General features: G+C 46.5%; 19 protein-coding genes. 8 read left to right on the forward strand and 11 right to left on the reverse strand.

Features of this window, described 5'->3' with window-relative positions; all coding sequences use genetic code 11:
- Positions 1 to 38: 38 nt before the first annotated feature.
- The 3 genes from rsmG to mioC form a co-directional block, all read right to left on the reverse strand.
- The gene (gene rsmG, locus SHEWANA3_RS00005; protein ID WP_011715298.1) at positions 39 to 659 is read right to left on the reverse strand and encodes a 16S rRNA (guanine(527)-N(7))-methyltransferase RsmG; all 621 of its coding nucleotides are present in this window, start codon (positions 657 to 659) and stop codon (positions 39 to 41) included.
- 117 nt (positions 660 to 776) lie between these two features.
- Complete coding sequence (gene mnmG / locus SHEWANA3_RS00010) at positions 777 to 2,666, reverse strand: tRNA uridine-5-carboxymethylaminomethyl(34) synthesis enzyme MnmG (protein WP_011715299.1); 1,890 nt, start codon at positions 2,664 to 2,666, stop codon at positions 777 to 779.
- 440 nt (positions 2,667 to 3,106) lie between these two features.
- Positions 3,107 to 3,547: an FMN-binding protein MioC gene (gene mioC / locus SHEWANA3_RS00015; protein WP_011715300.1), complete on the reverse strand. Its 441-nt coding sequence runs from the start codon at positions 3,545 to 3,547 to the stop codon at positions 3,107 to 3,109.
- Between the two features lie 177 nt (positions 3,548 to 3,724).
- On the opposite strand from mioC, the gene SHEWANA3_RS00020 reads away from it, so the two are divergent.
- Positions 3,725 to 5,272 (forward strand): POT family MFS transporter, encoded by a 1,548-nt coding sequence (locus SHEWANA3_RS00020; protein WP_011715301.1) that lies wholly within the window; start codon positions 3,725 to 3,727, stop codon positions 5,270 to 5,272.
- A 103-nt stretch (positions 5,273 to 5,375) separates the two neighbouring features.
- Here SHEWANA3_RS00020 and mnmE read toward each other — a convergent pair whose 3' ends face one another.
- The 5 genes from mnmE to rpmH all read right to left on the reverse strand — a co-directional run bounded on the left by mnmE (position 5,376) and on the right by rpmH (position 9,205).
- Positions 5,376 to 6,737 carry a tRNA uridine-5-carboxymethylaminomethyl(34) synthesis GTPase MnmE gene (gene mnmE / locus SHEWANA3_RS00025; protein ID WP_011715302.1) on the reverse strand — a complete coding sequence of 454 codons (1,362 nt, stop codon included), beginning with the start codon at positions 6,735 to 6,737 and terminating at the stop codon, positions 5,376 to 5,378.
- A 103-nt stretch (positions 6,738 to 6,840) separates the two neighbouring features.
- The gene (gene yidC, locus SHEWANA3_RS00030; protein ID WP_011715303.1) at positions 6,841 to 8,466 is read right to left on the reverse strand and encodes a membrane protein insertase YidC; all 1,626 of its coding nucleotides are present in this window, start codon (positions 8,464 to 8,466) and stop codon (positions 6,841 to 6,843) included.
- Positions 8,467 to 8,469: 3 nt separating this feature from the next.
- Complete coding sequence (yidD, locus tag SHEWANA3_RS00035; protein ID WP_011624661.1) at positions 8,470 to 8,724, reverse strand: membrane protein insertion efficiency factor YidD; 255 nt, start codon at positions 8,722 to 8,724, stop codon at positions 8,470 to 8,472.
- A complete protein-coding gene (gene rnpA / locus SHEWANA3_RS00040) occupies positions 8,691 to 9,047 on the reverse strand; it encodes a ribonuclease P protein component (protein WP_007652336.1) in 357 nt (118 codons plus the stop codon). Before rnpA ends, yidD begins: the two co-directional genes overlap by 34 nt.
- Before the next feature lie 20 nt (positions 9,048 to 9,067).
- Complete coding sequence (rpmH, locus tag SHEWANA3_RS00045) at positions 9,068 to 9,205, reverse strand: 50S ribosomal protein L34 (protein ID WP_011070423.1); 138 nt, start codon at positions 9,203 to 9,205, stop codon at positions 9,068 to 9,070.
- A gap of 445 nt (positions 9,206 to 9,650) precedes the next feature.
- Between rpmH and dnaA the strand changes: the two genes are divergently transcribed.
- The 4 genes from dnaA (at position 9,651) to gyrB (ending at position 15,833) form a co-directional block, all read left to right on the forward strand.
- The gene (gene dnaA / locus SHEWANA3_RS00050) at positions 9,651 to 11,033 is read left to right on the forward strand and encodes a chromosomal replication initiator protein DnaA (RefSeq protein ID WP_011715304.1); all 1,383 of its coding nucleotides are present in this window, start codon (positions 9,651 to 9,653) and stop codon (positions 11,031 to 11,033) included.
- A gap of 20 nt (positions 11,034 to 11,053) precedes the next feature.
- Positions 11,054 to 12,154 (forward strand): DNA polymerase III subunit beta, encoded by a 1,101-nt coding sequence (dnaN, locus tag SHEWANA3_RS00055; protein WP_011620839.1) that lies wholly within the window; start codon positions 11,054 to 11,056, stop codon positions 12,152 to 12,154.
- Positions 12,155 to 12,316: 162 nt separating this feature from the next.
- Entirely contained in the window at positions 12,317 to 13,399 is a 1,083-nt protein-coding gene (recF, locus tag SHEWANA3_RS00060) for a DNA replication/repair protein RecF (protein WP_011715305.1), read from the forward strand.
- 16 nt (positions 13,400 to 13,415) lie between these two features.
- Entirely contained in the window at positions 13,416 to 15,833 is a 2,418-nt protein-coding gene (gene gyrB / locus SHEWANA3_RS00065; protein ID WP_011715306.1) for a DNA topoisomerase (ATP-hydrolyzing) subunit B, read from the forward strand.
- Between the two features lie 82 nt (positions 15,834 to 15,915).
- Here gyrB and SHEWANA3_RS00070 read toward each other — a convergent pair whose 3' ends face one another.
- Positions 15,916 to 16,572, reverse strand: coding sequence for a glutathione S-transferase family protein (locus tag SHEWANA3_RS00070; protein WP_011715307.1), 657 nt, complete (start codon positions 16,570 to 16,572; stop codon positions 15,916 to 15,918).
- 126 nt (positions 16,573 to 16,698) lie between these two features.
- On the opposite strand from SHEWANA3_RS00070, the gene SHEWANA3_RS00075 reads away from it, so the two are divergent.
- Both SHEWANA3_RS00075 and SHEWANA3_RS00080 read left to right on the forward strand, forming a co-directional pair.
- Positions 16,699 to 17,547, forward strand: coding sequence for a LysR family transcriptional regulator (locus tag SHEWANA3_RS00075; protein ID WP_011715308.1), 849 nt, complete (start codon positions 16,699 to 16,701; stop codon positions 17,545 to 17,547).
- Positions 17,548 to 17,705: 158 nt separating this feature from the next.
- Positions 17,706 to 18,749, forward strand: coding sequence for an HDOD domain-containing protein (locus SHEWANA3_RS00080; protein WP_011715309.1), 1,044 nt, complete (start codon positions 17,706 to 17,708; stop codon positions 18,747 to 18,749).
- A gap of 63 nt (positions 18,750 to 18,812) precedes the next feature.
- Here SHEWANA3_RS00080 and glyS read toward each other — a convergent pair whose 3' ends face one another.
- Together glyS and glyQ are read right to left on the reverse strand one after the other, a co-directional pair.
- Entirely contained in the window at positions 18,813 to 20,879 is a 2,067-nt protein-coding gene (gene glyS / locus SHEWANA3_RS00085; protein WP_011715310.1) for a glycine--tRNA ligase subunit beta, read from the reverse strand.
- 9 nt (positions 20,880 to 20,888) lie between these two features.
- Positions 20,889 to 21,794 (reverse strand): glycine--tRNA ligase subunit alpha, encoded by a 906-nt coding sequence (glyQ, locus tag SHEWANA3_RS00090; RefSeq protein WP_011070431.1) that lies wholly within the window; start codon positions 21,792 to 21,794, stop codon positions 20,889 to 20,891.
- A gap of 118 nt (positions 21,795 to 21,912) precedes the next feature.
- Here glyQ and SHEWANA3_RS00095 point away from each other — a divergent pair, with 118 nt between their 5' ends.
- Positions 21,913 to 22,488 (forward strand): DNA-3-methyladenine glycosylase I, encoded by a 576-nt coding sequence (locus SHEWANA3_RS00095; protein WP_011715311.1) that lies wholly within the window; start codon positions 21,913 to 21,915, stop codon positions 22,486 to 22,488.
- The last annotated feature ends 14 nt before the right edge of the window (positions 22,489 to 22,502 follow it).

Consider the following 22,502-nt stretch of genomic DNA (forward strand, 5'->3'; position numbering starts at 1 on the left):
ACTTAAAAATCCATATGAAATGAGGAGCTTTAAGCCTGTTATTCTTTGATTATTTTGAGTAAATGTCTTTGCTCATCGAGTCTAGGCACTTGGAGTTCGATGGTTTCGGTCACCACAAATCCAGCGGGGATTTGTTGCATCTCTTCATCACTCAGTAGTCCCTTGAGCGCATAAAATTGTCCATGCTCGGCAGGCAAGTGATGGCACCATGTCAACATATCATGGATTGAGGCAAAGGCGCGGCTGAGCACTCCATCGAACTTTTGCTCGGGTTGATAGGCCTCGACTCGGCTTTCTATCGAACTAATATTGTGGATCCCGAGTTCAAAGGCCACTTGCTTTTGAAAACGGATACGTTTGCCTAAGCTATCGAGCAGCACAAAGGTTTTATCTGGATTCATAATCGCTAAGGGAATGCCGGGCAGCCCAGGGCCAGTACCTACATCGATAAAGCGCTCACCCTGCAAATGGGGCGACACCACTAAGCTGTCCATGATATGACGGACAAGCATCGCCTCAGGATCTCTTACCGAAGTTAGGTTATAGGCTTTATTCCATTTGTTGAGCATGCCAACAAAATCAAGCAGTTGTTTTTTCTGCTCAGCCGTGGCGGGCAGATTAATTTCGGCTAAATAGGCCTCTAACTGGGCAGATAACACTGAACAACCTCAATAAAGATACGATTATAAACTCGCTGGCTATTATGAAGCCCTGAAACGTCGAAGGGAAGCCTGAATGCTTCCCTTCTGCGACCAAACTGGCGATTAAGCTAGCTTTTACGCGCTCTTGCGTAATAAACCGCGTTTTTTCAGATGCACCAGCAGAATTGAAATCGCTGCTGGCGTAATCCCTGAGATACGCGATGCTTGGCCAATAGTTTCGGGCTTATGGCTATTTAACTTAGCAATAACCTCATTTGAAAGCCCTGGAACCTCTTTGTAATCAAGGTTCAATGGCAAACCAGTGTTCTCATTGCGTACCGCTTTGTTGATCTCTTCCTGCTGACGTTGGATATAGCCAGAGTACTTCACTTGGATCTGTACTTGCTCGGCTGCGAGTGGATCGGCAAGTCCTGGACCAAAACCTTCAATCTGCATCAACTTGCTGTAATCCATTTCTGGACGACGCAGCAACTCTTCAAACGACGCTTCACGGGAGATAGGCGTGTTTAAATGCGGATTTAACACTGGCACCAATGGTGAATTTGGATGGATCCATTGGCTACGTAGACGTTGCAGTTCTAACTCGATCGATTCCATTTTTTCACTGAAAGAGGCCCAACGCGCATCATCCACCAGACCCAGTTCACGACCTTTTGCGGTTAAACGCAGGTCGGCGTTGTCTTCACGCAGCAATAGGCGGTATTCAGCGCGGCTGGTAAACATGCGGTAGGGTTCTTTAGTCCCTAAGGTTGATAAATCGTCAACCAATACACCTATGTAGGCTTCATCACGGCGAGGACACCAAGCTTCTTTGCCCTGAACCTGCAGTGCAGCGTTCATCCCCGCGAGTAAACCTTGGGCGCCGGCTTCTTCATAACCCGTGGTACCGTTGATTTGGCCCGCGAAGAACAAACCATTGATGGTTTTGGTTTCTAACGAGTTTTTAAGATCCCTTGGATCGAAATAATCATACTCAATCGCATAACCTGGGCGAACAATCTCAGCATTTTCCATACCTTGGATCGAACGAACCAGATTTAACTGCACATCGAAAGGCAAGCTGGTGGAAATACCGTTAGGGTAGATCTCGTTGGTGTTTAAGCCTTCGGGTTCGATAAAGATCTGGTGTGATGATTTATCTGAAAAACGATGGATCTTGTCTTCGATAGAAGGGCAGTAACGTGGACCAATCCCTTCGATCACGCCTGAATACATCGGGCTGCGATCTAAGCCTCCACGAATAATATCGTGTGTCTTTTCATTGGTATGGGTGATCCAACAAGAAATTTGTTTCGGGTGATGGCTTACATCGCCCATAAACGACATCACAGGTAATGGCGTGTCGCCTTTCTGCTCAGTCATCTGGGTAAAATCGATGGTATTGGCATCGATACGTGGTGGCGTACCCGTTTTTAAGCGGCCAACACGGATTGGCAACTCACGTAAACGGTGGGCGAGTGCGATAGATGGTGGATCACCAGCACGACCGCCACTGTAGTTTTCTAAACCAATGTGAATTTTACCACTGAGGAAAGTCCCCGCGGTTAAGACCACTGCAGGCGCTTCGAAGGCTAAGCCCATTTGGGTCACTACGCCGACTACGCGATCGTTATCAACCACCAGATCATCAACGGCTTGTTGGAAAATACGTAAGTTGGCTTGGTTTTGCAGAATATTTTGGATCTTCTGACGATACAAAGCGCGATCAGCCTGAGCACGAGTCGCTCTTACTGCTGGACCTTTGCTCGAGTTTAGGGTTCTAAATTGGATCCCTGCATAGTCGGTTGCGATCGCCATTGCACCGCCTAAGGCATCGATTTCTTTTACCAGATGACCTTTGCCAATACCGCCGATCGCAGGATTGCATGACATTTGGCCTAAAGTATCAAGATTATGCGTCAGCAATAATGTCTTAGAGCCCATTCTTGCTGCAGCCAATGCGGCTTCAGTTCCGGCATGACCACCACCTACAACAATAACATCAAACCGTTCATGAAAATGCATGACCCTACCTTTAGTAACTTAAGAGACCCAACGTGAGCCGATCATTTTAGCATTTGCTTTGAATGAGGTGAATGATCATTTTTAGAAAATGGATCCATAGGATCGGGACTAATAGATCTTAAGATCTTTATATAGATCTTCTTACTATGTTTACTATTAGGATCGCACTTTCCTGTGGGTAAGCTTATTTTCTTATTTATATCAAACAGTAACGAGCTTTTATTCTTGTGATCTAGCCGAGATCTACTGCCAGAAAAGGTGGGGATAGATCGGCTATTTATCCACAAGGGGGATCTTTAAGCAGATCAGCTTGTGAATAGCACAGAGGTTGATCAGATCTAAATAATACCTTATCCACAAAAATATACATTAAAGTAGTTTTTTGTGGATAAATAGGGTCTAAACTGTGGGTGGTTTGGTATGTTTTCCAAAAGAGGATCTTAAATTTGATCTTGCCATTGTGCTAACCACGCTAAAGCTGGGTCTTCTGGCACTGGATCCTGTTGTACATCGATCTGGATCTTATCCACAATGACTTTTGCCCCGCTGTATTCCAGCGCTTCAACTAACTTTTCTGGGCCTTGGCAAAAGGTGTCATAACTTGAGTCGCCAATCGCACATAAGGCGAACTGAACTTGGGTCAGATCCGGTGTGTTTAGCAGCAGTTCTTTATTAAATGGCTGCAAATTGTCGGGCAGATCGCCGGCGCCATGGGTCGACGAAACGATGATCCAAAGGGGATATGATTGCAATTCATCCAATGTTGGACTCAAAAAGGTATCGACTTCATGGCCTAATGGAGTGAGCTGGGCCTGCATTTCATCCGCTATATATTCACTGCTGCCGAGGGTGGTGCCGACTAATATCGCGATCTTGGTCATTGTTACTGCTCTCTATGGTCGTTAATTTCTATCATTTTTGGGGCTTACATCTACTTACAGTGTTTTGCTGTATAAATTTACTCACTATTGATTTGCAGTCTGCTAGTATCTTTGGCTGCAATCGAGGTTTTATACCTATGACTGTAAATTTTTATAACAATTATAATAGGATAACAGATGACTACTCCTGCCGATGCGCCAAAGTGGCCACGCCAAATACCCTATATTATTGCCAGTGAAGCGTGTGAGCGTTTCAGTTTTTATGGCATGCGCAACATTCTAACACCATTCTTGATGACGGCACTTTTGCTCTCTATTCCCGAAGATCTTCGCGGAGCGGTGGCAAAGGATGTGTTCCATTCGTTCGTCATTGGGGTGTATTTTTTCCCCTTACTCGGTGGTTGGATTGCAGATAGATTCTTTGGTAAGTACAACACTATTCTGTGGTTAAGCTTACTTTACTGTGTGGGCCATGCGTTTTTGGCAATTTTTGAGCACAGTGTGCAAGGCTTTTACACCGGCTTATTTTTAATTGCCTTAGGTTCAGGCGGGATTAAACCTTTAGTTTCTTCGTTTATGGGCGATCAGTTTGATCAGAGTAACAAGTCTTTGGCGCAAAAGGCCTTCGATATGTTCTATTTTACGATCAACTTTGGGTCCTTCTTCGCATCCTTATCTATGCCATTGTTACTCAAGAATTTTGGCGCAGCTGTGGCTTTCGGGATCCCCGGTGTGTTGATGTTTATCGCCACGGTATTTTTCTGGTTAGGCCGCAAACGTTATGTGCATATGCCGCCAGAACCAAAGGATCCCCATGGATTTTTACCTGTGATCCGCAGCGCCTTGCTTACTAAGGCCGAAGGCAAAGCCAATATCGGTTTAGTGTTAGCCCTAATTGGTGGTGTTTCAGCCGCTTATGCGCTGGTGAATATTCCGACCCTAGGGATTGTGGCTGGTTTGTGTAGCGCTATGGTGCTGCTGATGGGATTTGTTGGTTTTGGGGCGTCATTGCAGCTTGAGCGCGCTAGGGGAGTTCACCCTGATGCGGCCGTGGATGGCGTACGTTCAGTGCTACGTATTTTGGTGTTGTTCGCCTTAGTCACGCCATTTTGGTCCTTATTCGATCAAAAGGCGTCGACTTGGATTTTGCAGGCTAACGATATGGTTAAACCTTCGTGGTTTGAACCTGCGATGATGCAGGCATTAAACCCGCTGTTAGTGATGCTGTTGATTCCATTCAATAACTTCGTGTTATATCCTGCTATTGAGCGTATGGGCGTGAAATTAACTGCGCTGCGTAAAATGGGCGCGGGGATCGCGATAACTGGCTTAAGCTGGATTGTGGTTGGGACGATTCAGTTGATGATGGACGGTGGCTCGGCGCTGTCTATCTTCTGGCAGATTTTACCCTACGCCTTACTGACTTTTGGTGAAGTATTAGTTTCGGCAACGGGTTTAGAATTTGCCTACAGCCAAGCACCTAAGGCTATGAAAGGCACTATTATGAGTTTTTGGACCTTATCGGTGACCGTCGGTAACCTTTGGGTATTACTCGCCAATGTGAGCGTAAAAAGCCCTGCGGTGACGGAACAAATTGTTCAAACCGGGATGAGTGTGACGGCATTCCAAATGTTCTTCTTTGCGGGATTTGCGATCTTGGCGGCTGCCATCTTCGCGCTCTATGCTCGGTCCTATCAAATGCAGGACCATTATCGCCAAGTTTAGATAAACTATTTAAGACAAAGCGCCTTTAAATAAAAAATCAGCCCCTAAGCGAACTTAGTGGGCTGATTTTTTATTGCTCGTTTAGCTAAACGCTAAAGCGAAATTACTTTCCGATACAGAATGAGCTGAAAATTTTGCCCAATAGATCGTCTGAGGTGAAGCGGCCGGTGATTTCAGACAGGGCTAATTGCGCCATTCTCAGTTCTTCCGCTAACAGTTCGCCTGCGAGGTAAATCTCTAATTGTTCTTTACCGAGTTGTAGATGGCTTGCGGCAACATCTAATGCTTCGAGGTGGCGGCGACGGGCGATAAAGCCACCTTCGAGATTACTCTTATAGCCCATCAAGGATTTAAGGTGTTGCTTTAATTCCTCTACGCCTAGACCGGTTTTGGCCGAGATCCGATACACGCTGTAACCTTTTTCTTCGGTCATGGCGAGGTTCTCACCGGTGAGATCGGCCTTATTGCGGACAACGGTCACGCCTAAATTGGCGGGCAGGCGATTGATAAAATCGGGCCAAATATCATGGGGATCGACCGCATCCGTGGTGGTGCCATCGACCATAAATAACACCCGATCGGCGCTGTTGATTTCGTTCCACGCGCGTTCGATACCGATTTGTTCAACCGTGTCAGTGGTGTCACGTAAACCTGCAGTGTCGATAATATGTAGTGGCATACCATCTAAATGGATATGTTCGCGCAATACGTCACGGGTGGTGCCAGCAATTTCGGTGACAATCGCTGACTCTTTACCCGCTAGGGCGTTAAGCAGACTCGATTTACCCGCATTTGGCCTGCCAGCAATGACCACTTTCATCCCTTCGCGGATAATCGAGCCTTGCTTGGCACTGGCCTGCACGGCGCTGAGTTTATCGATGATTTTGTAGAGCGCGTTGGCAATTTTGCCGTCACTTAAAAAGTCGACTTCTTCATCGGGGAAATCAATCGCGGCTTCGACGTATAAACGCAGATGGGTGACTTGATCCACCAGCTCATGGACTTCCTTCGAAAACTCACCTTGCAGTGATTGCAGCGCGCTTTTGGCGGCTTGCTCACTGGTGGCATCGATAAGGTCGGCAATGGCTTCGGCCTGGGTTAAGTCTAGCTTGTCGTTCATAAAGGCCTGTTCGCTAAACTCGCCTGGTTTGGCGATGCGAATGCCTTCGACTTCTAATACGCGCTTGATCAGCATATCGAGAACGATTTGACCACCGTGGCCCTGCAGCTCTAATACGTCTTCACCGGTGAAGGAATTAGGGCCTTTAAAAAACAGTGCGATACCTTGGTCTATCACTTGGCCTGAAGCATTTTTAAAGTCGCAGTAATCGGCGTAACGGGGTTTAGGTAAATGACCCAATACGGCCATGGCCACATCGGTTGCCTTATCACCAGAGATACGAATGATACCCACGCCGCCCCGTCCGGGCGCGGTGGCCTGTGCCACGATAGTGTCAGTTGTCACGGAAATACCCATTAATTCGATCAAATCATCTAAAGGAAAAGGCGGCTCATTAAGCCGCCTTTTTGCATATGCTGAGCCGTTAGCTCTTATCTAGCGCTTGGGGTTATTTTAAGCCTTTTTTCTCTAGACCTGCATAAATAATCTTCTGCTGGATGATGGCAACAATGTTACCCACTAACCAGTACAGTACCAGACCCGATGGGAACCACAGGAAGAATACTGTAAAGATCATTGGCATCCATTGCATCATCTTCACTTGCATTGGGTCCATGGTCGGTGCGATGGGTTGCATTTTTTGCATCACAAACATAGACGCACCCATCAACAGCGGCAGAATGTAGTATGGATCTTGTACAGATAAGTCGTGGATCCATAACATAAATGGCGCGTGACGCAGCTCGAAGCTTTCTAACAATACCCAGTACAAGGCAATGAAAATTGGCATCTGTAATAGGATAGGTAAACAGCCACCCATAGGGTTCACTTTTTCCTTCTTGTACAGTTCCATCATGGCTTGACCCATCTTTTGACGGTCATCGCCGAAGCGTTCTTTTAGATCCTGCAGTTTTGGCTGTAGGTTACGCATCTTCGCCATTGAGGTGTACTGCGCTTTAGTGAGCGGGAACAGTAAACCACGAACGGTTAAGGTGATCAGGATAATTGCCACACCCCAGTTACCCACAAAGGATTGATAGAACATCAATAACCAGTGGATTGGCACGGCTAACCACCAAAGGAAACCGTAATCAACAACTAGGTTTAAGGTATCAGATAACGCAGATAGCGCTTTTTGATCCTTAGGACCAACATAAAATTGTGAGCTAATTTCTTGAGTCGCACCCGGTGCAATATCGTATACCGCGCCACGGAAACCTATGTTAGCTAAACCGCCTGCACTGACACTCGAGAAAATGGTGTTGCTGTCGGTTGCTGGTGGGATCCAAGCAGATACGAAGTAATGTTGCAACATCGCCGCCCAACCACCGAGAGTCGGTTGATTGAGGTTGCTCTTGCTCATATCTTCAAACTTGTACTTTTCGTAACGTACATCTTGAGTCGAGAACGCGGCGCCACGGTAAGTTGGCATCATCATGCTGCTTTCAGATGGCTTGATGGTCTGTTTAATCTGACCGTACATCTGAACTTGTAATGGAGCAGCTGAAGTGTTGTTGATTTTGTAATCGATATCAACGTTAAACTTGCCACGATGGAAGACAAACACTTTGGTGTAAGTCACACCGTTATCAGCCACATAGGTCAGTGGTACTTCTAAGGTGTCTTGGCCATCGGCTAAGGTGAATTCAGTTTTGTTGGCAGCAAATGCGGCGCGACCTTTAGCACTGCTATCGATACCATCACGGCCAATCAGGCCACTCTGAGCGATATAGGTGAAATCTTTGGTTTGCTCAAGCAAAACAAATGGCTGGTCTTTACCCTGTTCCAGTTTGTGTGAAACCAGAGCTGCAAAAACGATGTCACCACCCACTGGGTTGATTTGTACATCGAGCTGATCGGTTTTAACTGTGATCAGATTTTGCGTTGCCGTTAAGGCTGCTGGGACACTTGTGTCTGCTTCTGGAACATCAGCACTGTGATTTGTGGTTGCATTCGCCACTACAGACGATTCGGTTGCAACGGGTTTTGGAGCTTTGTCTGCTTGCCACTGTTGCCACAGCAAAAAGCTGACAAACAGTAGTCCTATTAGCAATATATTGCGTTGAGATTCCATAGCCTATTTATTACACCTGTCATTTTTAGGGGGGACGGGATCACTACCGCCGGGATGCAAAGGGTGACATTTTAATATGCGTTTCAATGCAAACCAACAACCTTTCGCGGTTCCGTGCACTTTTATTGCCTCAATGGCGTAATGCGAGCATGTGGGATTGAAACGACATCGAGGCCCTAAGAGGGGGCTGATGAAGATTTGATAGCCACGAATAAACGTGGTTGCTAGCCATTGTAGCGGCGACTGAGTTTGCGCCATAGCTTTTCTATCAACTTGTTGATCTCTGCATTTTCCATTTCCATCACCCCATTTCTGACCAGCACAACAATATCAAGGTGAGGAATGTCGTGTTGATTGAGGCGAAAACTATCTCTGATAACTCGCTTAATGCGATTACGCTGATTGGCGCGTTTTACATAGCGTTTAGCTACAGTAAGACCCAAACGCGGATGTTGTTCCGAATTAGGAATAGCAAGCAGAGTGATTTCAGCAGAAGAAGCTTTGATGGGATTAGAGAATACAGATTTAAATTGCGCGGGAGTTAGCAAGCGTAACTCCCGCGTAAAGGTATAGCTAGTCAACTAGTTACCTACTTAACTTATTAAGCAGATAAACGAGCGCGACCTTTCGCACGACGACGTGCAAGCACCTTACGGCCGCCTGCAGTAGCCATACGAGCGCGGAAGCCGTGAGAACGCTTGCGCTTCAGGTTGCTAGGTTGAAAAGTACGTTTACTCATGATGGCAATCCGTCTTTGTTATAAGTGAACATATCCTTATCTCTGGTGACAGAGGTAAGGGTAAAAAAGAGGCCGAATTGTAATCACTTTACCTGTCCCCGTCAACAACGAAAGTCAGCAAGTGGCTTATTTCTGCCCGTGTATCCTTTGATCAATTTCCCGCACACACCAGAAGATGTGGATAACTCTGTGTATTGGCACTACATGTAGTAGTGAAGGGGATCTATCAAGAGATCAAAGGGGCGCCATTATAGATCAATGTGGATCGCTTAATAAAGCGGGATTTGCCCTATTTGTTGAATAAAAGGATCGAATTTGATCTTTGATGATCGGGGATATCTCCATAGAATGATCTTGTTGGGGATAATTATTTTTTAAGGATAGCGATCATTGAGATCTCGCTATAGAATACACCTCTTTTTGATGATCTTTTGGGGATAACTTAGTGGCGGTTTCACTTTGGCAACAATGTATCGGAAGACTGCAAGACGAGCTTTCTGCTCAGCAGTTCAGTATGTGGATCAGACCGTTACAAGCCGAAATGGATGGAGATACTTTGGTGCTTTATGCGCCTAACCGCTTCGTGCTCGATTGGGTTAGGGATAAGTACATCAATATCATTAATCAGTTTTTTACTGAGCAAATGGGTAATGATGCACCTAAGTTACGCTTCGATATCGGTAGCCGTCCGTCAGCGAAAAAGCCTGAGCCAGCTCCAGTTGCGGCTGTGCGTGTGCCTAATCCCCAAACTAAAGCTTCAGTAGGGACTTCATTTAATACCACTGAGCCTGTTGCTAACGCTAATCATCGCAGCAATATCAATCCCACTTACCAATTCGACAACTTCGTTGAGGGTAAGTCTAACCAACTCGGTAAAGCGGCCGCTCTGCAGGTTGCTGAAAATCCGGGTGGTGCCTATAACCCGCTGTTCCTTTATGGTGGTACGGGTTTAGGTAAGACCCACTTATTACATGCAGTCGGTAACGGCATCATCAAAAATAATCCCGATGCGAAAGTTGTGTACATGCACTCCGAGCGTTTTGTGCAAGACATGGTGAAAGCGCTACAAAACAATGCGATCGAAGAGTTCAAACGTTACTACCGCAGTGTCGATGCCCTGTTTATCGACGATATTCAATTCTTCGCCAATAAAGACAGATCGCAGGAAGAATTTTTCCATACCTTTAACGCGTTGCTTGAAGGTAATCATCAGATCATCCTGACATCGGATCGTTATCCTAAAGAGATCGACGGGGTAGAGGACAGATTAAAATCTCGCTTTGGTTGGGGCTTAACGGTTGCGATTGAACCGCCAGAGCTTGAAACCCGTGTGGCGATTTTGATGCGTAAAGCCCAAGAGAGCGGTATCAATCTTCCCGACGAAGTCGCCTTCTTTATTGCTAAGCGCTTACGTTCGAACGTTCGCGAGTTAGAAGGGGCGTTAAACCGCGTTATCGCGAACGCTAACTTTACTGGCCGCCCAATTACAATTGATTTTGTGCGTGAAGCCCTGCGTGACCTCTTGGCACTGCAGGAAAAATTAGTCACTATAGACAACATTCAGAAAACCGTAGCTGAATACTACAAAATCAAGATGGCTGATATGTTGTCTAAGCGTCGTTCGCGCAGTGTTGCGCGCCCTAGACAAGTGGCCATGGCGTTATCCAAAGAATTAACTAACCAGAGCTTGCCGGAAATTGGTGATGCCTTTGGTGGTCGAGATCACACCACAGTGTTACATGCCTGTCGTAAGATTGCTCAGCTACGGGAAGAGAGTCACGACATTAAAGAAGATTATGCTAACTTGATTAGAACCTTATCTTCTTAAAATCAAGGAATTTGGACACTATGAAATTTTCAATTGATAGGGACGCCCTATTAAAGCCGCTTCAATTGGTTTGTGGTGCGGTAGAAAGACGCCATAACTTGCCTATTTTGGCAAATCTCCTTGTAGAAGTTAGTGGTCACTCACTCAAAATGACAGGTACCGACCTCGAAGTTGAGTTAGTGGGCCAGGCGGTCATTCATGGTGATATCGAAGAAGGTCGTACAACAGTTCCTGCTAAGAAACTGTTAGATATAGTTAAATCCTTACCCGAGCAAAGCGAGCTTAAGGTCGAGCAACAAGATAACAAATGGTTATTACGCTCTGGCCGTAGCCGTTTCTCGCTGGCAACCCTGCCCGCAGAAGAATACCCCAATGTGGAAGCCTTTCAGGCGGAAATCGAATTCACCCTTAAGCAAGGCGTGCTGAAGTCACTGATTGATGCGACTCAGTTTTCGATGGCGAACCAAGACGTTCGTTACTATCTGAATGGTTTATTGCTCGAAACCGAAGGTAATGTGCTGCGTGCCATTGCTACCGATGGTCACCGCTTAGCCTTAAGTCACAGAACTATTGATGCGCAATTGCCTGAAAAACAAGTGATCGTGCCCCGTAAAGGCGTGATGGAAATGGCGCGTTTGTTGGAAGCCGATGATTTAGATATCGCAATTGCCATTGGTGATAATGCGATTCGTGCGACCACCAGCACCACAGTTTTTACCAGTAAATTAGTCGATGGTCGTTTCCCCGATTATCGCCGTGTGTTACCTAAGGGCGGTGATAAAATCGTTATCGCCAGCCGTAACCACTTCAAACAAGCCTTAACCCGTGCTTCTATTTTATCGAATGAGAAGTTTCGCGGTGTACGCATTCAGTTAGAAGCGGGATTACTGAAAATCACCGCCAATAACCCTGAGCAGGAAGAAGCGGAAGAAATCATCGATGTGGATTACAACAATCAGCCACTCGAAATTGGTTTCAACGTCAGTTACTTATTGGATGTGTTAAACAACCTTAAGTCCGATGATGTGCGTATCACCTTAATCGATGGTAACTCGAGTGCCTTATTGGAAAACCACCTGGAAGAAGATTCCATGTATGTGGTTATGCCGATGCGCTTATAGTATTCCATTGCCTACTTTGTGCCATACGCCGCTTTTTAGCGGCGTATATGTCTTCAAGCCTTTATCCTTTGTTGCCTTATTTACTCGGATGGATGTGAATTGCGGTATGATGACTGTTCTGAGTCTTGGCCTAAGCCGTCGATGCGGTTTGATGAGTAACGCATGAGTCTTATCCGTCTTAATATTGATTCTTTTCGCAATATTCAATTGGCGCAGCTGAGCCCAAGTTCTGGGATCAATCTGATTTATGGCCAAAACGGCAGCGGCAAAACCAGTATACTTGAGGCTATTTACTTTCTCGGGATGGGGCGTTCGTTTCGCAGTCATTTATCCCAACGGGTGATCAATAACGAACAGGATAAGTTAACCCTGTTTGCGACCTTAAATTTACCCCGTGGTGACAGTAAAATCGGCTTGCGACGTTTCCGTAGTGGCGAAACCGAAGTCAAAATCGACGGAGAAAAGGTGAAACGGCTATCGACATTAGCCGAAACTTTACCTATCCAAGTGATCACGCCGGAAAGCTTTTCGCTCCTGTTTGAAGGTCCTAAATCCCGTCGGCAGTTTATCGATTGGGGTGCCTTTCATTCTGACCCGCAGTTTTATGCGGCATGGGTGAACGTAAGACGGGTTCTAAAGCAACGAAATCAACTGCTTAGAAATAATTCTTCCTATGATCAAATCCAATATTGGGATAGGGAGTTTGTCCGTTATACCGAGCAGGTCACAGAAATACGAAACCGTTATGTAGACTCGTTAAATGAGCTACTTAAGGGTATAATCGGGGAGTTTTTACCGCAGGTAGATGTTAAGGTTTCATTTACTCGCGGCTGGGATAGCAAAACGGATTTTGCACAACTTCTCGAATCCCAATATCCCAGAGATTTGGCTACGGGTCATACCGTCAGCGGTCCCCATAAAGCTGACCTCAGACTTCGTGTAGGTAGTTTACCGGCGCAGGATGCCATGTCCCGTGGTCAATTGAAATTATTAGTCTGTGCACTGCGTATTGCACAGGGAAAGTTGCTCAAACAACAAATAGATAAACACAGTATTTATCTTGTGGATGATCTTCCATCCGAGTTGGATGCACAGCATAGGCAGCTATTGCTTAAGCAGCTAGTGGACACTGGTGCACAAGTGTTTGTCACTGCCATTGAGCCTGCAGCAATAGTCGATTCGTTACACATGCCTCCCAGTAGGATGTTCCATGTGGAACAGGGACGTGTAACGGTAATTGAATAACCATTGAGAGAATAATATGTCAGAGAATAGTTACGATTCTTCGAGTATTAAGGTCCTTAAGGGCCTTGATGCAGTACGTAAGAGACCTGGGATGTATATTGGTGACACCGACGACGGTACGGGTCTACATCATATGGTGTTCGAAGTAGTCGATAACTCTATCGATGAAGCCTTAGCCGGCCATTGTACTGATATCACTATTACTATCCATGTGGATGGCTCGGTCTCCGTTCGCGACGACGGCCGTGGTATTCCTGTGGCGATTCACCCGGAAGAAGGCGTGTCTGCCGCCGAGGTGATCATGACCGTATTGCACGCGGGCGGTAAGTTCGACGATAACTCTTATAAAGTGTCAGGTGGTCTGCACGGCGTGGGTGTGTCGGTAGTTAACGCGCTGTCTAAAAAGCTGCAGTTAACCATTCGCCGTGAAGGTAAAGTCCACGAGCAGTTTTATACCCACGGTGTTCCTGACGAGCCAATCAAAGTGATCGGCGATGCGACGAAAACCGGTACCGAAATCCGTTTCTGGCCAAGTGAAGAAACCTTCAGCGATGTTGAGTTCCACTTCGAGATTCTGGCAAAGCGCGTGCGCGAACTGTCGTTCCTCAACTCAGGCGTGGGTATCCGCTTAGTCGACGAGCGTGACAATAAGAATGAATTCTTTAAATACGAAGGTGGTATCAGCGCATTCGTTGATTACCTGAACCGTAATAAAACGCCAGTAAACAAAGACGTATTCCACTTTATGCAAGAGCGTGACGACGGTATTACCGTTGAAGTGGCGATGCAGTGGAACGATGGTTATCAAGAAAGCATTTTCTGTTTTACCAACAACATTCCACAGCGTGATGGTGGTACTCACTTAGCGGGTTTCCGTAGTGCGTTGACACGTAACCTCAACAACTACATGGAAAACGAAGGCTATAACAAGAAAGGCAAAACTAACGCGACTGGCGATGACGCCCGCGAAGGTTTAACGGCCGTGATTTCAGTTAAAGTGCCTGATCCTAAGTTCAGCTCGCAAACCAAAGACAAGTTAGTGTCTAGTGAAGTGAAAGCCGCGGTTGAACAAACCATGGGTGAAAAGCTAAACGACTATCTGCTGGAAAACCCTGCCGATGCTAAGTTAATCGTCGGTAAGATTGTCGATGCGGCCCGTGCCCGTGAAGCGGCACGTAAAGCCCGTGAAATGACCCGTCGTAAAGGCGCACTCGATTTAGGTGGTTTGCCAGGTAAGCTGGCGGATTGCCAAGAGAAAGACCCTGGTCTTTCAGAAATCTACATAGTGGAAGGGGACTCTGCTGGCGGTAGCGCTAAGCAGGGACGTAACCGTAAGAACCAAGCGATTCTGCCACTGAAAGGTAAAATCTTAAACGTTGAGAAAGCGCGTTTCGATAAAATGCTTTCTTCTCAAGAGGTTGCCACGCTAATTACTGCACTTGGCTGTGGTATTGGTCGTGACGAATACAACCCGGATAAGACGCGTTACCACAACATCATCATCATGACGGATGCTGACGTCGACGGCTCGCATATTCGTACCTTGCTGTTGACCTTCTTCTTCCGCCAAATGCCTGAACTGATTGAACGTGGTTATGTGTATATTGCTCAGCCGCCTTTATTCAAAGTGAAGAAAGGTAAGCAAGAACAATATCTCAAAGACGAAGCGGCACTGACTCAGTATCTGACCACTCAAGCGTTAGATGGTACTAGTATTTATCCATCTCAAGGTGCGCCTGGTATGTCGGGTGAGCCATTAGAGCGTTTAGTGACTCAATACCGCGAAGTGGAAGCGATTGTGGCCCGTTTAGAGCAACGTTACCCTACTCAGATCACCAACCGCATGCTTTATCATCCAATGATCAACAACGAAATGTTGGCGGATGAAGGCAAGATGAAGGAATGTATCGACGCCTTTATCCATGAGCTGGTGGAATTAGAAAACAGCGGTGTGTTGTATTCTGGTGAGCCTGTGCTCGATCCTGAGCGTAAAGTGTATCTGCCGAAGATCACTATCCGTAAACATGGTATCGATACACACTACCTGTTCAGCTACGACTTCTTCCAATCAACCGACTACCAACGCATTGGTAAGTTAGGTGCGGCGCTTGAAGGCCTGATTGAAGTCGGTGGTTATGTGCAACGTGGCGACCGTGTGAAGGAAGTGGGTAGCTTCATTGAAGCGTTAGATTGGACCATCGGCGAAGCCAAACGTGGCCTCTACATCCAACGCTATAAAGGATTGGGTGAGATGAACCCTGAGCAATTGTGGGAAACCACAATGGATCCTGAATCTCGCCGCATGCTGCAAGTGACGATTGATGATGCCGTTGGTGCGGATCAGCTGTTTACTTGTTTGATGGGCGACCAAGTTGAACCACGCCGTGACTTTATCGAAGCCAACGCGCTGAACGTGGCTAACTTAGATGTTTAACATTTAGACGTTTAACGATCTATATCGTTAGTGATTGATAAAAAAGGGAAAGCTTAGCTTTCCCTTTTTGTTTGGTAGAAAATTATCTATCAACACCAGCTTCGTCGATGTCCACTATTTCAGTCTCGGCTTTGGCGGCTTGTATCCAGGCCTGCATTTCCGGTTGGCTCACAATAAATTCCATATAGGCTCGACTCGCTTGGGAGACTTCAATCTCATAGGTGAAGAAGCGCATCACAACCGGCGCAAACATCATATCGGCTATCGACCACTTGCCAAATAACCAAGTGCCTTGGGCGGTGGCAAACTCTGCCATTTGCTGTGACCAGATACTGTCGATGCGGGCAATATCCTGCAATACGGCAGGGCTTAATTCGACATAACGATGGGCACGGATATTCATCGGCAGGGCATTTCGCAGGGCATGAAAGCCTGAATGCATTTCACAGGCGAAGGAGCGAGCCTTAGCTTTTTGTTTCGGGTCTTGTGGCCAAGCTGAGCCTGAAAGATAAGTATCGTTGATATATTCGCAAATCGACAATGAATCCCAAACCGTGATATTTCCATCGATGAGTGTCGGAACTTTTAGGGTAGGCGAAATGGATTTGAGCCGCTGATAAAAGCTCTCGGTATCGAGCTGTAGTAGGATTTCATCGAACTGAATACCTGATTTTTCTGCCATTAACCAAGCGCGGAGCGACCAACTAGAGTAGTTTTTATTACCAATGTAGAGTTCCATTTTCACCTTCCTGTTTGGGGTTGTGCTTATCAATATAGGCGCTTGTACTTTGCATGACTAACGAATAGATTTGATGTCATCTATCAGCAAAACGAATAGATAGACTGATCTCTGATAGGAAATATTATGGAAATAGAAGCGTTGCGCAGCTTTGTGGCTTTTGTCGATACCGGGAGTTTTACCCGTGCGGCAATGCAAACCTATAAGACTCAATCTGCCGTCAGTATGCAAATGAAGCGCTTAGAGCAAGAGTTGGGAAAAACGCTCTTTGTAAAAGAGGGGCGAAACTTAGTCTTATCTACCGAAGGCCAACGTTTTGGCTTGTACGCTAAGCAATTACTGCAATTGCACGATGAGACTGTCACTACCATTAAGCAGACCCAAGTCGGCGCACAATTGCATTTGGGCTGTCCAGATGACTATGCCGAATCCGTGTTGCCGCGGATAGTGGCGTTGTTACATGGTCACATTAAGCAACTCGATCTTCAAATTACCTGCGCCTCGAGCCAAAAGCTGCGGATCATGCTGGATTCTGGGCAGCTCGATGCGGCGATAGTGACTCGTTTGCCCGAGTCCGATGAAGGCTACTTATTACAAACCTCAAAAGGCGTTTGGGTGAGCGCGAGTGGTTCGAACTTGAGTGATGCCGATCCCTTACCCATAGCGCTATTCCAAAAGGACTGTAAATTCCATATTGCGGCGTTAGATGGATTGATGAAGCAAGATAGGCATTATCAGTTGTTAGCCTGTAGCAGCAGTGCTGCGGCTCTTAACGCGATAGTGGCTAAGAATTTGGCTATTAGTGCCATGGCCGAATGCAGTGTATCGGCACCACTGAATATTATTGATTCTGGAACACTTCCACCCTTGCCAGTGGTCGCCGTCGCACTGGTTATTTCCGCTAAAGCTTATTCACCAATCAATGCGGAGTTGGCAAAGCAAATTGCACAGGCCTATCAAGGCTACTTGGAATAAGGTTTCACGTGAAACATTCGATTTGATAATGCAGCCTTAAGTCTAGGGACATATAGTAAAGCTGCGCGTAATACATAATGTGACCACTAGTATATGAACTACAATGGACTGATAATTATGCAGGGTCAGTTAACTCAGCTCTAATAGGTTGGAACGTCTTGATTAAGTCCATATTTAATAAAATTTTTAATATCCGCGAAGAGACAATACTGGAGCGACCTAAAAGCTTTAGTCAAACCGATCTCAGTAAATCGTTGGACAAAGTTTCAGCCCCTAAACGCCAAGAAGAACCCGTTGATACCGTGGTGAGTGTCGACTTAGAGGCGTTATTTTATAGTCTGTTGTTTCCTGCCAGAACCAAAGATGCTGGTGGCGTTGCCAATAACCTTGAGCGGCGAGTCATGGCAGAAATAGAGCTCGCCTTAGCATCGCCACAAGTGATAGCAGAAAAGGTGCTTAAGCTTCCCTCTAAGGTGTTGGAATTAGACCGTAAGTTAGCTGAGCCACAGTTTGATACTAAGGACTTGTTGGCGTTAATCGAGAAAGATCCCTTACTAAGCGTCGAAGTGCTTAAGCTGTGCAACTCACCAGCCTTTAAGCGTGGAGATAGAGAGGTCACAAGCCTGCAGCAGGCTTTAGTGCAGCTCGGCCGTGAACAGTTACGCCGCTTTGTGACGAGTTGCCTAGTGCGTGAGATGCTCGATATTAAACCCATTTATTTTCGGCGCTTTGGTGCCGAAATTTGGCGTCATTCGATGCAGGTTGCCTTTTTAACCAGCGAACTGAGTGAAGAAGATAGAGACACGGCATTCCTATTAGGACTACTGCATGATGTGGGTAAGCTCGCCATCTTTAAAATGTTGCTCGATGCCTTTGTGCAGGCAGAACCGGGGGAGCAGCCAAATTCTTGGTTATTCCGACAAGTGATGACAGCAAAATCACTCACCTTAAGTGCTTTGTTGGCAAAGCATTGGCAATTGCCAAGTACCTTTGAAACCGAGCTTGATAAATTAGCCCATGTCCATACTCGGCCGAATGAGGGAATTGCCGCTGTGGTTTGGCGCGCCAATATCATCAGTGAGATTTCGATGTTGCAGCAAGCGGGAAAATTGCCTGCAGATATGCTGAGCAACTTGTTAGCCTTGGTTGGACTCGAGCCTGCTCAATTCGAAGCGTTGCACGAAAAACTTCAGCAGTTTTAATATATTGCAGCCAATAAAAAACGCGCTATAAGCGCGTTTTTTATTGGCACTCTAACGTGCAACTTACTGAAGCAGAGAAATATCCGCTACATGTAAGAACTGTTCACGTAGGTTATTTAGCAGAGCTAAGCGGTTGTTTTTCAATGCTTCGTCGTCCGCCATAACCATCACGTCTTCGAAGAACTGGTCAACGCTTTCACGTAAGCTCGCCAGCAGTGTTAATGCCTGTTGGTAATCAGCATTAGCGAACAGCGGAGCGAGTTGAGGCTGCAGTTCGGCAAGCTTAGCGGCTAATGCTTGTTCTGCGGCTTCGGCTAACAGAGCTGAGTTAATCGTGGTGGGTAATTCGCCTTCCACTTTCGCCAGAATGTTAGACACACGCTTATTCGCCGCTGCCAGAGCGCTAGAGGCTTCTAAGCTTCTGAAGTGTGATACCGCATTGATACGGCTATCAAAATCAGCTGGGCGAGTTGGGCGACGTGCTAATACGGCGAGGATCACGTCAACCTCGATACCTTTATCTTGGTACCAAGCGCGGAAACGCGCCATTAGGAACTCAAGCACTTCATCGCTTGCATTCGCGTTGCTTAAGTTAGTGCCATGGAGTTCTTGAGCCTTGGCAATCAGGGTCACTAAGTCTAGTGGCAACTTGTTCTCAACGATAATGCGTAGCACACCGATAGCGGCGCGGCGCAGTGCGAATGGGTCGGCAGCGCCCTTAGGTGCCTGACCAATACCGAAGATACCGACTAAGGTATCGAGTTTATCCGCTAAGGCTACTGCGCAAGATACCGCTGCAGTAGGAACTGTATCGCCAGAGAATTTTGGCTTGTATTGCTCTTCCATGGCTAAGGCGACGGCTTCAGTTTCACCATCTAGGCGGGCGTAATGCATGCCCATAGTGCCTTGAGTATCGGTAAACTCCATCACCATATTGGTCATTAAGTCTGTTTTAGACAATAAACCAGCACGGGCTGCATCAACGGCGTTAGCGCCAGTTTGCTCGGCAATAAAGGCGGCTAGGGCAGAGATACGAGTGACTTTGTCTTTTAAAGTACCTAGTTGTTGTTGGAACAAGACGGTCTCAAGACTCGGTAAGCGTGATTCCAGCGTGTGCTTTTTGTCGGTATTGAAGAAGAACTCGGCATCGGCCAAGCGTGGACGAACCACCTTCTCGTTACCCGCAATAATTTGTGCCGGATCTTTTGATTCTATGTTAGCGACAAAGATGAAGTTTGGCAGTAACTTACCTGCATCATCGAACACTGGGAAGTATTTCTGATCGCCCTTCATCGTATAAACCAAGGCTTCTGAAGGCACGTTCAAGAACTTCTCTTCAAAGCTTGCGGTTAATACGACTGGCCATTCAACCAAAGAGGTGACTTCTTCCAGCAGGTCATCTTCGATATCTGCGGTGCCACCAATCTTAGCGGCCGCTTTTTCTGCATCGGCTTTAATTAAGGCTTTACGGCTTTCGTAATCGGCGATGACTTTACCTTTTTCTTTCAGTAGCGTCAGGTAGTTGTCTGCATGGTCAAGCTCGAAGCCTGTACCCATAAAGCGGTGACCACGAACATTACGTGCCGATTTAATGCCAAGTAATTCACCTTCGATTAACTCACTGCCTAACAGCATAGTGGCTGTGTGAACAGGGCGAATGAATTGTGTCTTGCTGCTTCCCCAGCGCATTGGCTTAGGAATGGGTAACTTATCCAGCGCACGTTGCGCCATCGCAGCGATTAAGCTTTTGGTTTCAACGCCTTCGACTTTGGCGTTATAAACCAGCCATTCACCTTTATCGGTCACTAAACGCTCGGCTTGGTCAACGGTAATACCGTTACCACGTGCCCAACCTTCTGCGGCTTTCGTTGGTTTACCTTCGGCATCGAATGCTGAGCTGACAGCTGGGCCGCGTTTTTCAACGATTTTGTCCGCTTGAGCAAGTGCTAGTTCTGTCACATTAATGGCGAGACGACGGGGTGCTGCATACCAAACAGCTGATTTAAAAGCTAAATCGGCTTTGGTTAATTCTTCGGTAAAATTCGCTAAGAAAGACTCAGCCAGTTTACGCAGCGCCTTTGGCGGCAGTTCTTCAGTGCCTAACTCGATGAGTAAGTTTTCAAAATTCATGTGTTACCTCTACTTACACATTGGGAAGCCAAGCGCTTCGCGTGCCTGATAATAGGATTCAGCAACGGCTTTAGCCATGGTACGAACGCGCAGGATATAACGCTGACGTTCAGTCACTGAAATGGCGTGGCGTGCATCGAGCAGGTTGAAGGCGTGAGAGGCTTTCATCACTTGCTCATAGGCGGGTAGAGGTAATGGTTTTTCAAGCGACAATAAATGCTGACACATCTTTTCGCATTGATCGAACAGGGCAAACATAAAGTCGACGTCTGCGTGCTCAAAGTTATAGGTCGATTGCTCAACTTCGTTTTGATGGAACACATCGCCGTAGGTGATGCGACCCATGGGGCCATCGGTCCATACGAGGTCGTACACGCTATCCACACCTTGGATATACATGGCGAGACGTTCTAAACCGTAGGTGATTTCACCCGTCACTGGGCTACACTCTAGACCACCGACTTGTTGGAAGTAAGTAAACTGAGTCACTTCCATGCCGTTTAACCAGACTTCCCAGCCTAGGCCCCATGCGCCTAATGTTGGTGATTCCCAGTTGTCTTCCACAAAACGGATATCATGGATTTGTGTATCAATACCAAGGGCTTGCAGAGAACCTAAATAGAGTTCTTGGATATTATCCGGTGACGGTTTTAACACGACTTGGAATTGGTAGTAGTGCTGCAGACGGTTTGGGTTTTCACCGTAACGGCCGTCGGTAGGGCGGCGCGATGGCTGCACATAGGCACTGCTCATTGGCTCAGGCCCTAAAGAGCGTAGGAAAGTTTGTGGGTGGAATGTACCTGCACCGACTTCCATATCTAGAGGTTGAACGATTGCACAGCCTTGCTGCGCCCAATATTCCTGTAGGGTTAGAATGAAACCCTGAAATGTTTTTACGTCGTGTTTCGTCGTCATGTCTACTTGTCTACTGCCGTCAGCTTTAATAGAAAATGGTTTCGATTATACCTTGTAGATCTCTGCTTATGTAGGTTATTTTTTACCTTCTTCGTTAAAACGTTAAGGTAGATAGGCCATGGAAGAAATCCGCTGTAATTGGGTCAGTGATGATCCCTTGTATCGCGAGTACCACGATAAGGTGTGGGGGCGCCCAGTTTATGATTCGAAGGAGTTGTTTGCCAAGCTCTGTTTAGATGGGCAACAAGCTGGGTTGTCTTGGATTACTATCTTAAAGAAGCAGCAAAACTACGAACAAGCCTTTGCGGATTTTGAGCCAGCAGTGATTGCAACTTTTGACGACGCTAAAGTCGAGGAGTTGATGGCTAACCCAGGCATTGTGCGTAATCGCCTTAAGATCCATTCGATTATTCGTAATGCAAAAGGTTACTTAGCCTACACTGCGGATGGCAAAGATTTTGCTGAATTTCTGTGGAGCTTTGTTGGTGGCAAGCCATTGGTGAATCAATTTACCTCCATGTCGCAGGTGCCTGCGCAAACACCTGAATCAGAGGCAATGTCTAAGGCATTAAAAAAGCTTGGCTTTAACTTTGTTGGTCCGACGATTTGTTATGCTTTTATGCAGGCGGTGGGGATGGTGAACGATCATCTAGTTGATTGCATTGCCTATGATGCTTGCTGTGGCGGCAAATAAGTCATACATCTAAT

Origin of the sequence: Shewanella sp. ANA-3, assembly GCF_000203935.1 — a bacterium.
Taxonomy (GTDB): domain Bacteria; phylum Pseudomonadota; class Gammaproteobacteria; order Enterobacterales; family Shewanellaceae; genus Shewanella.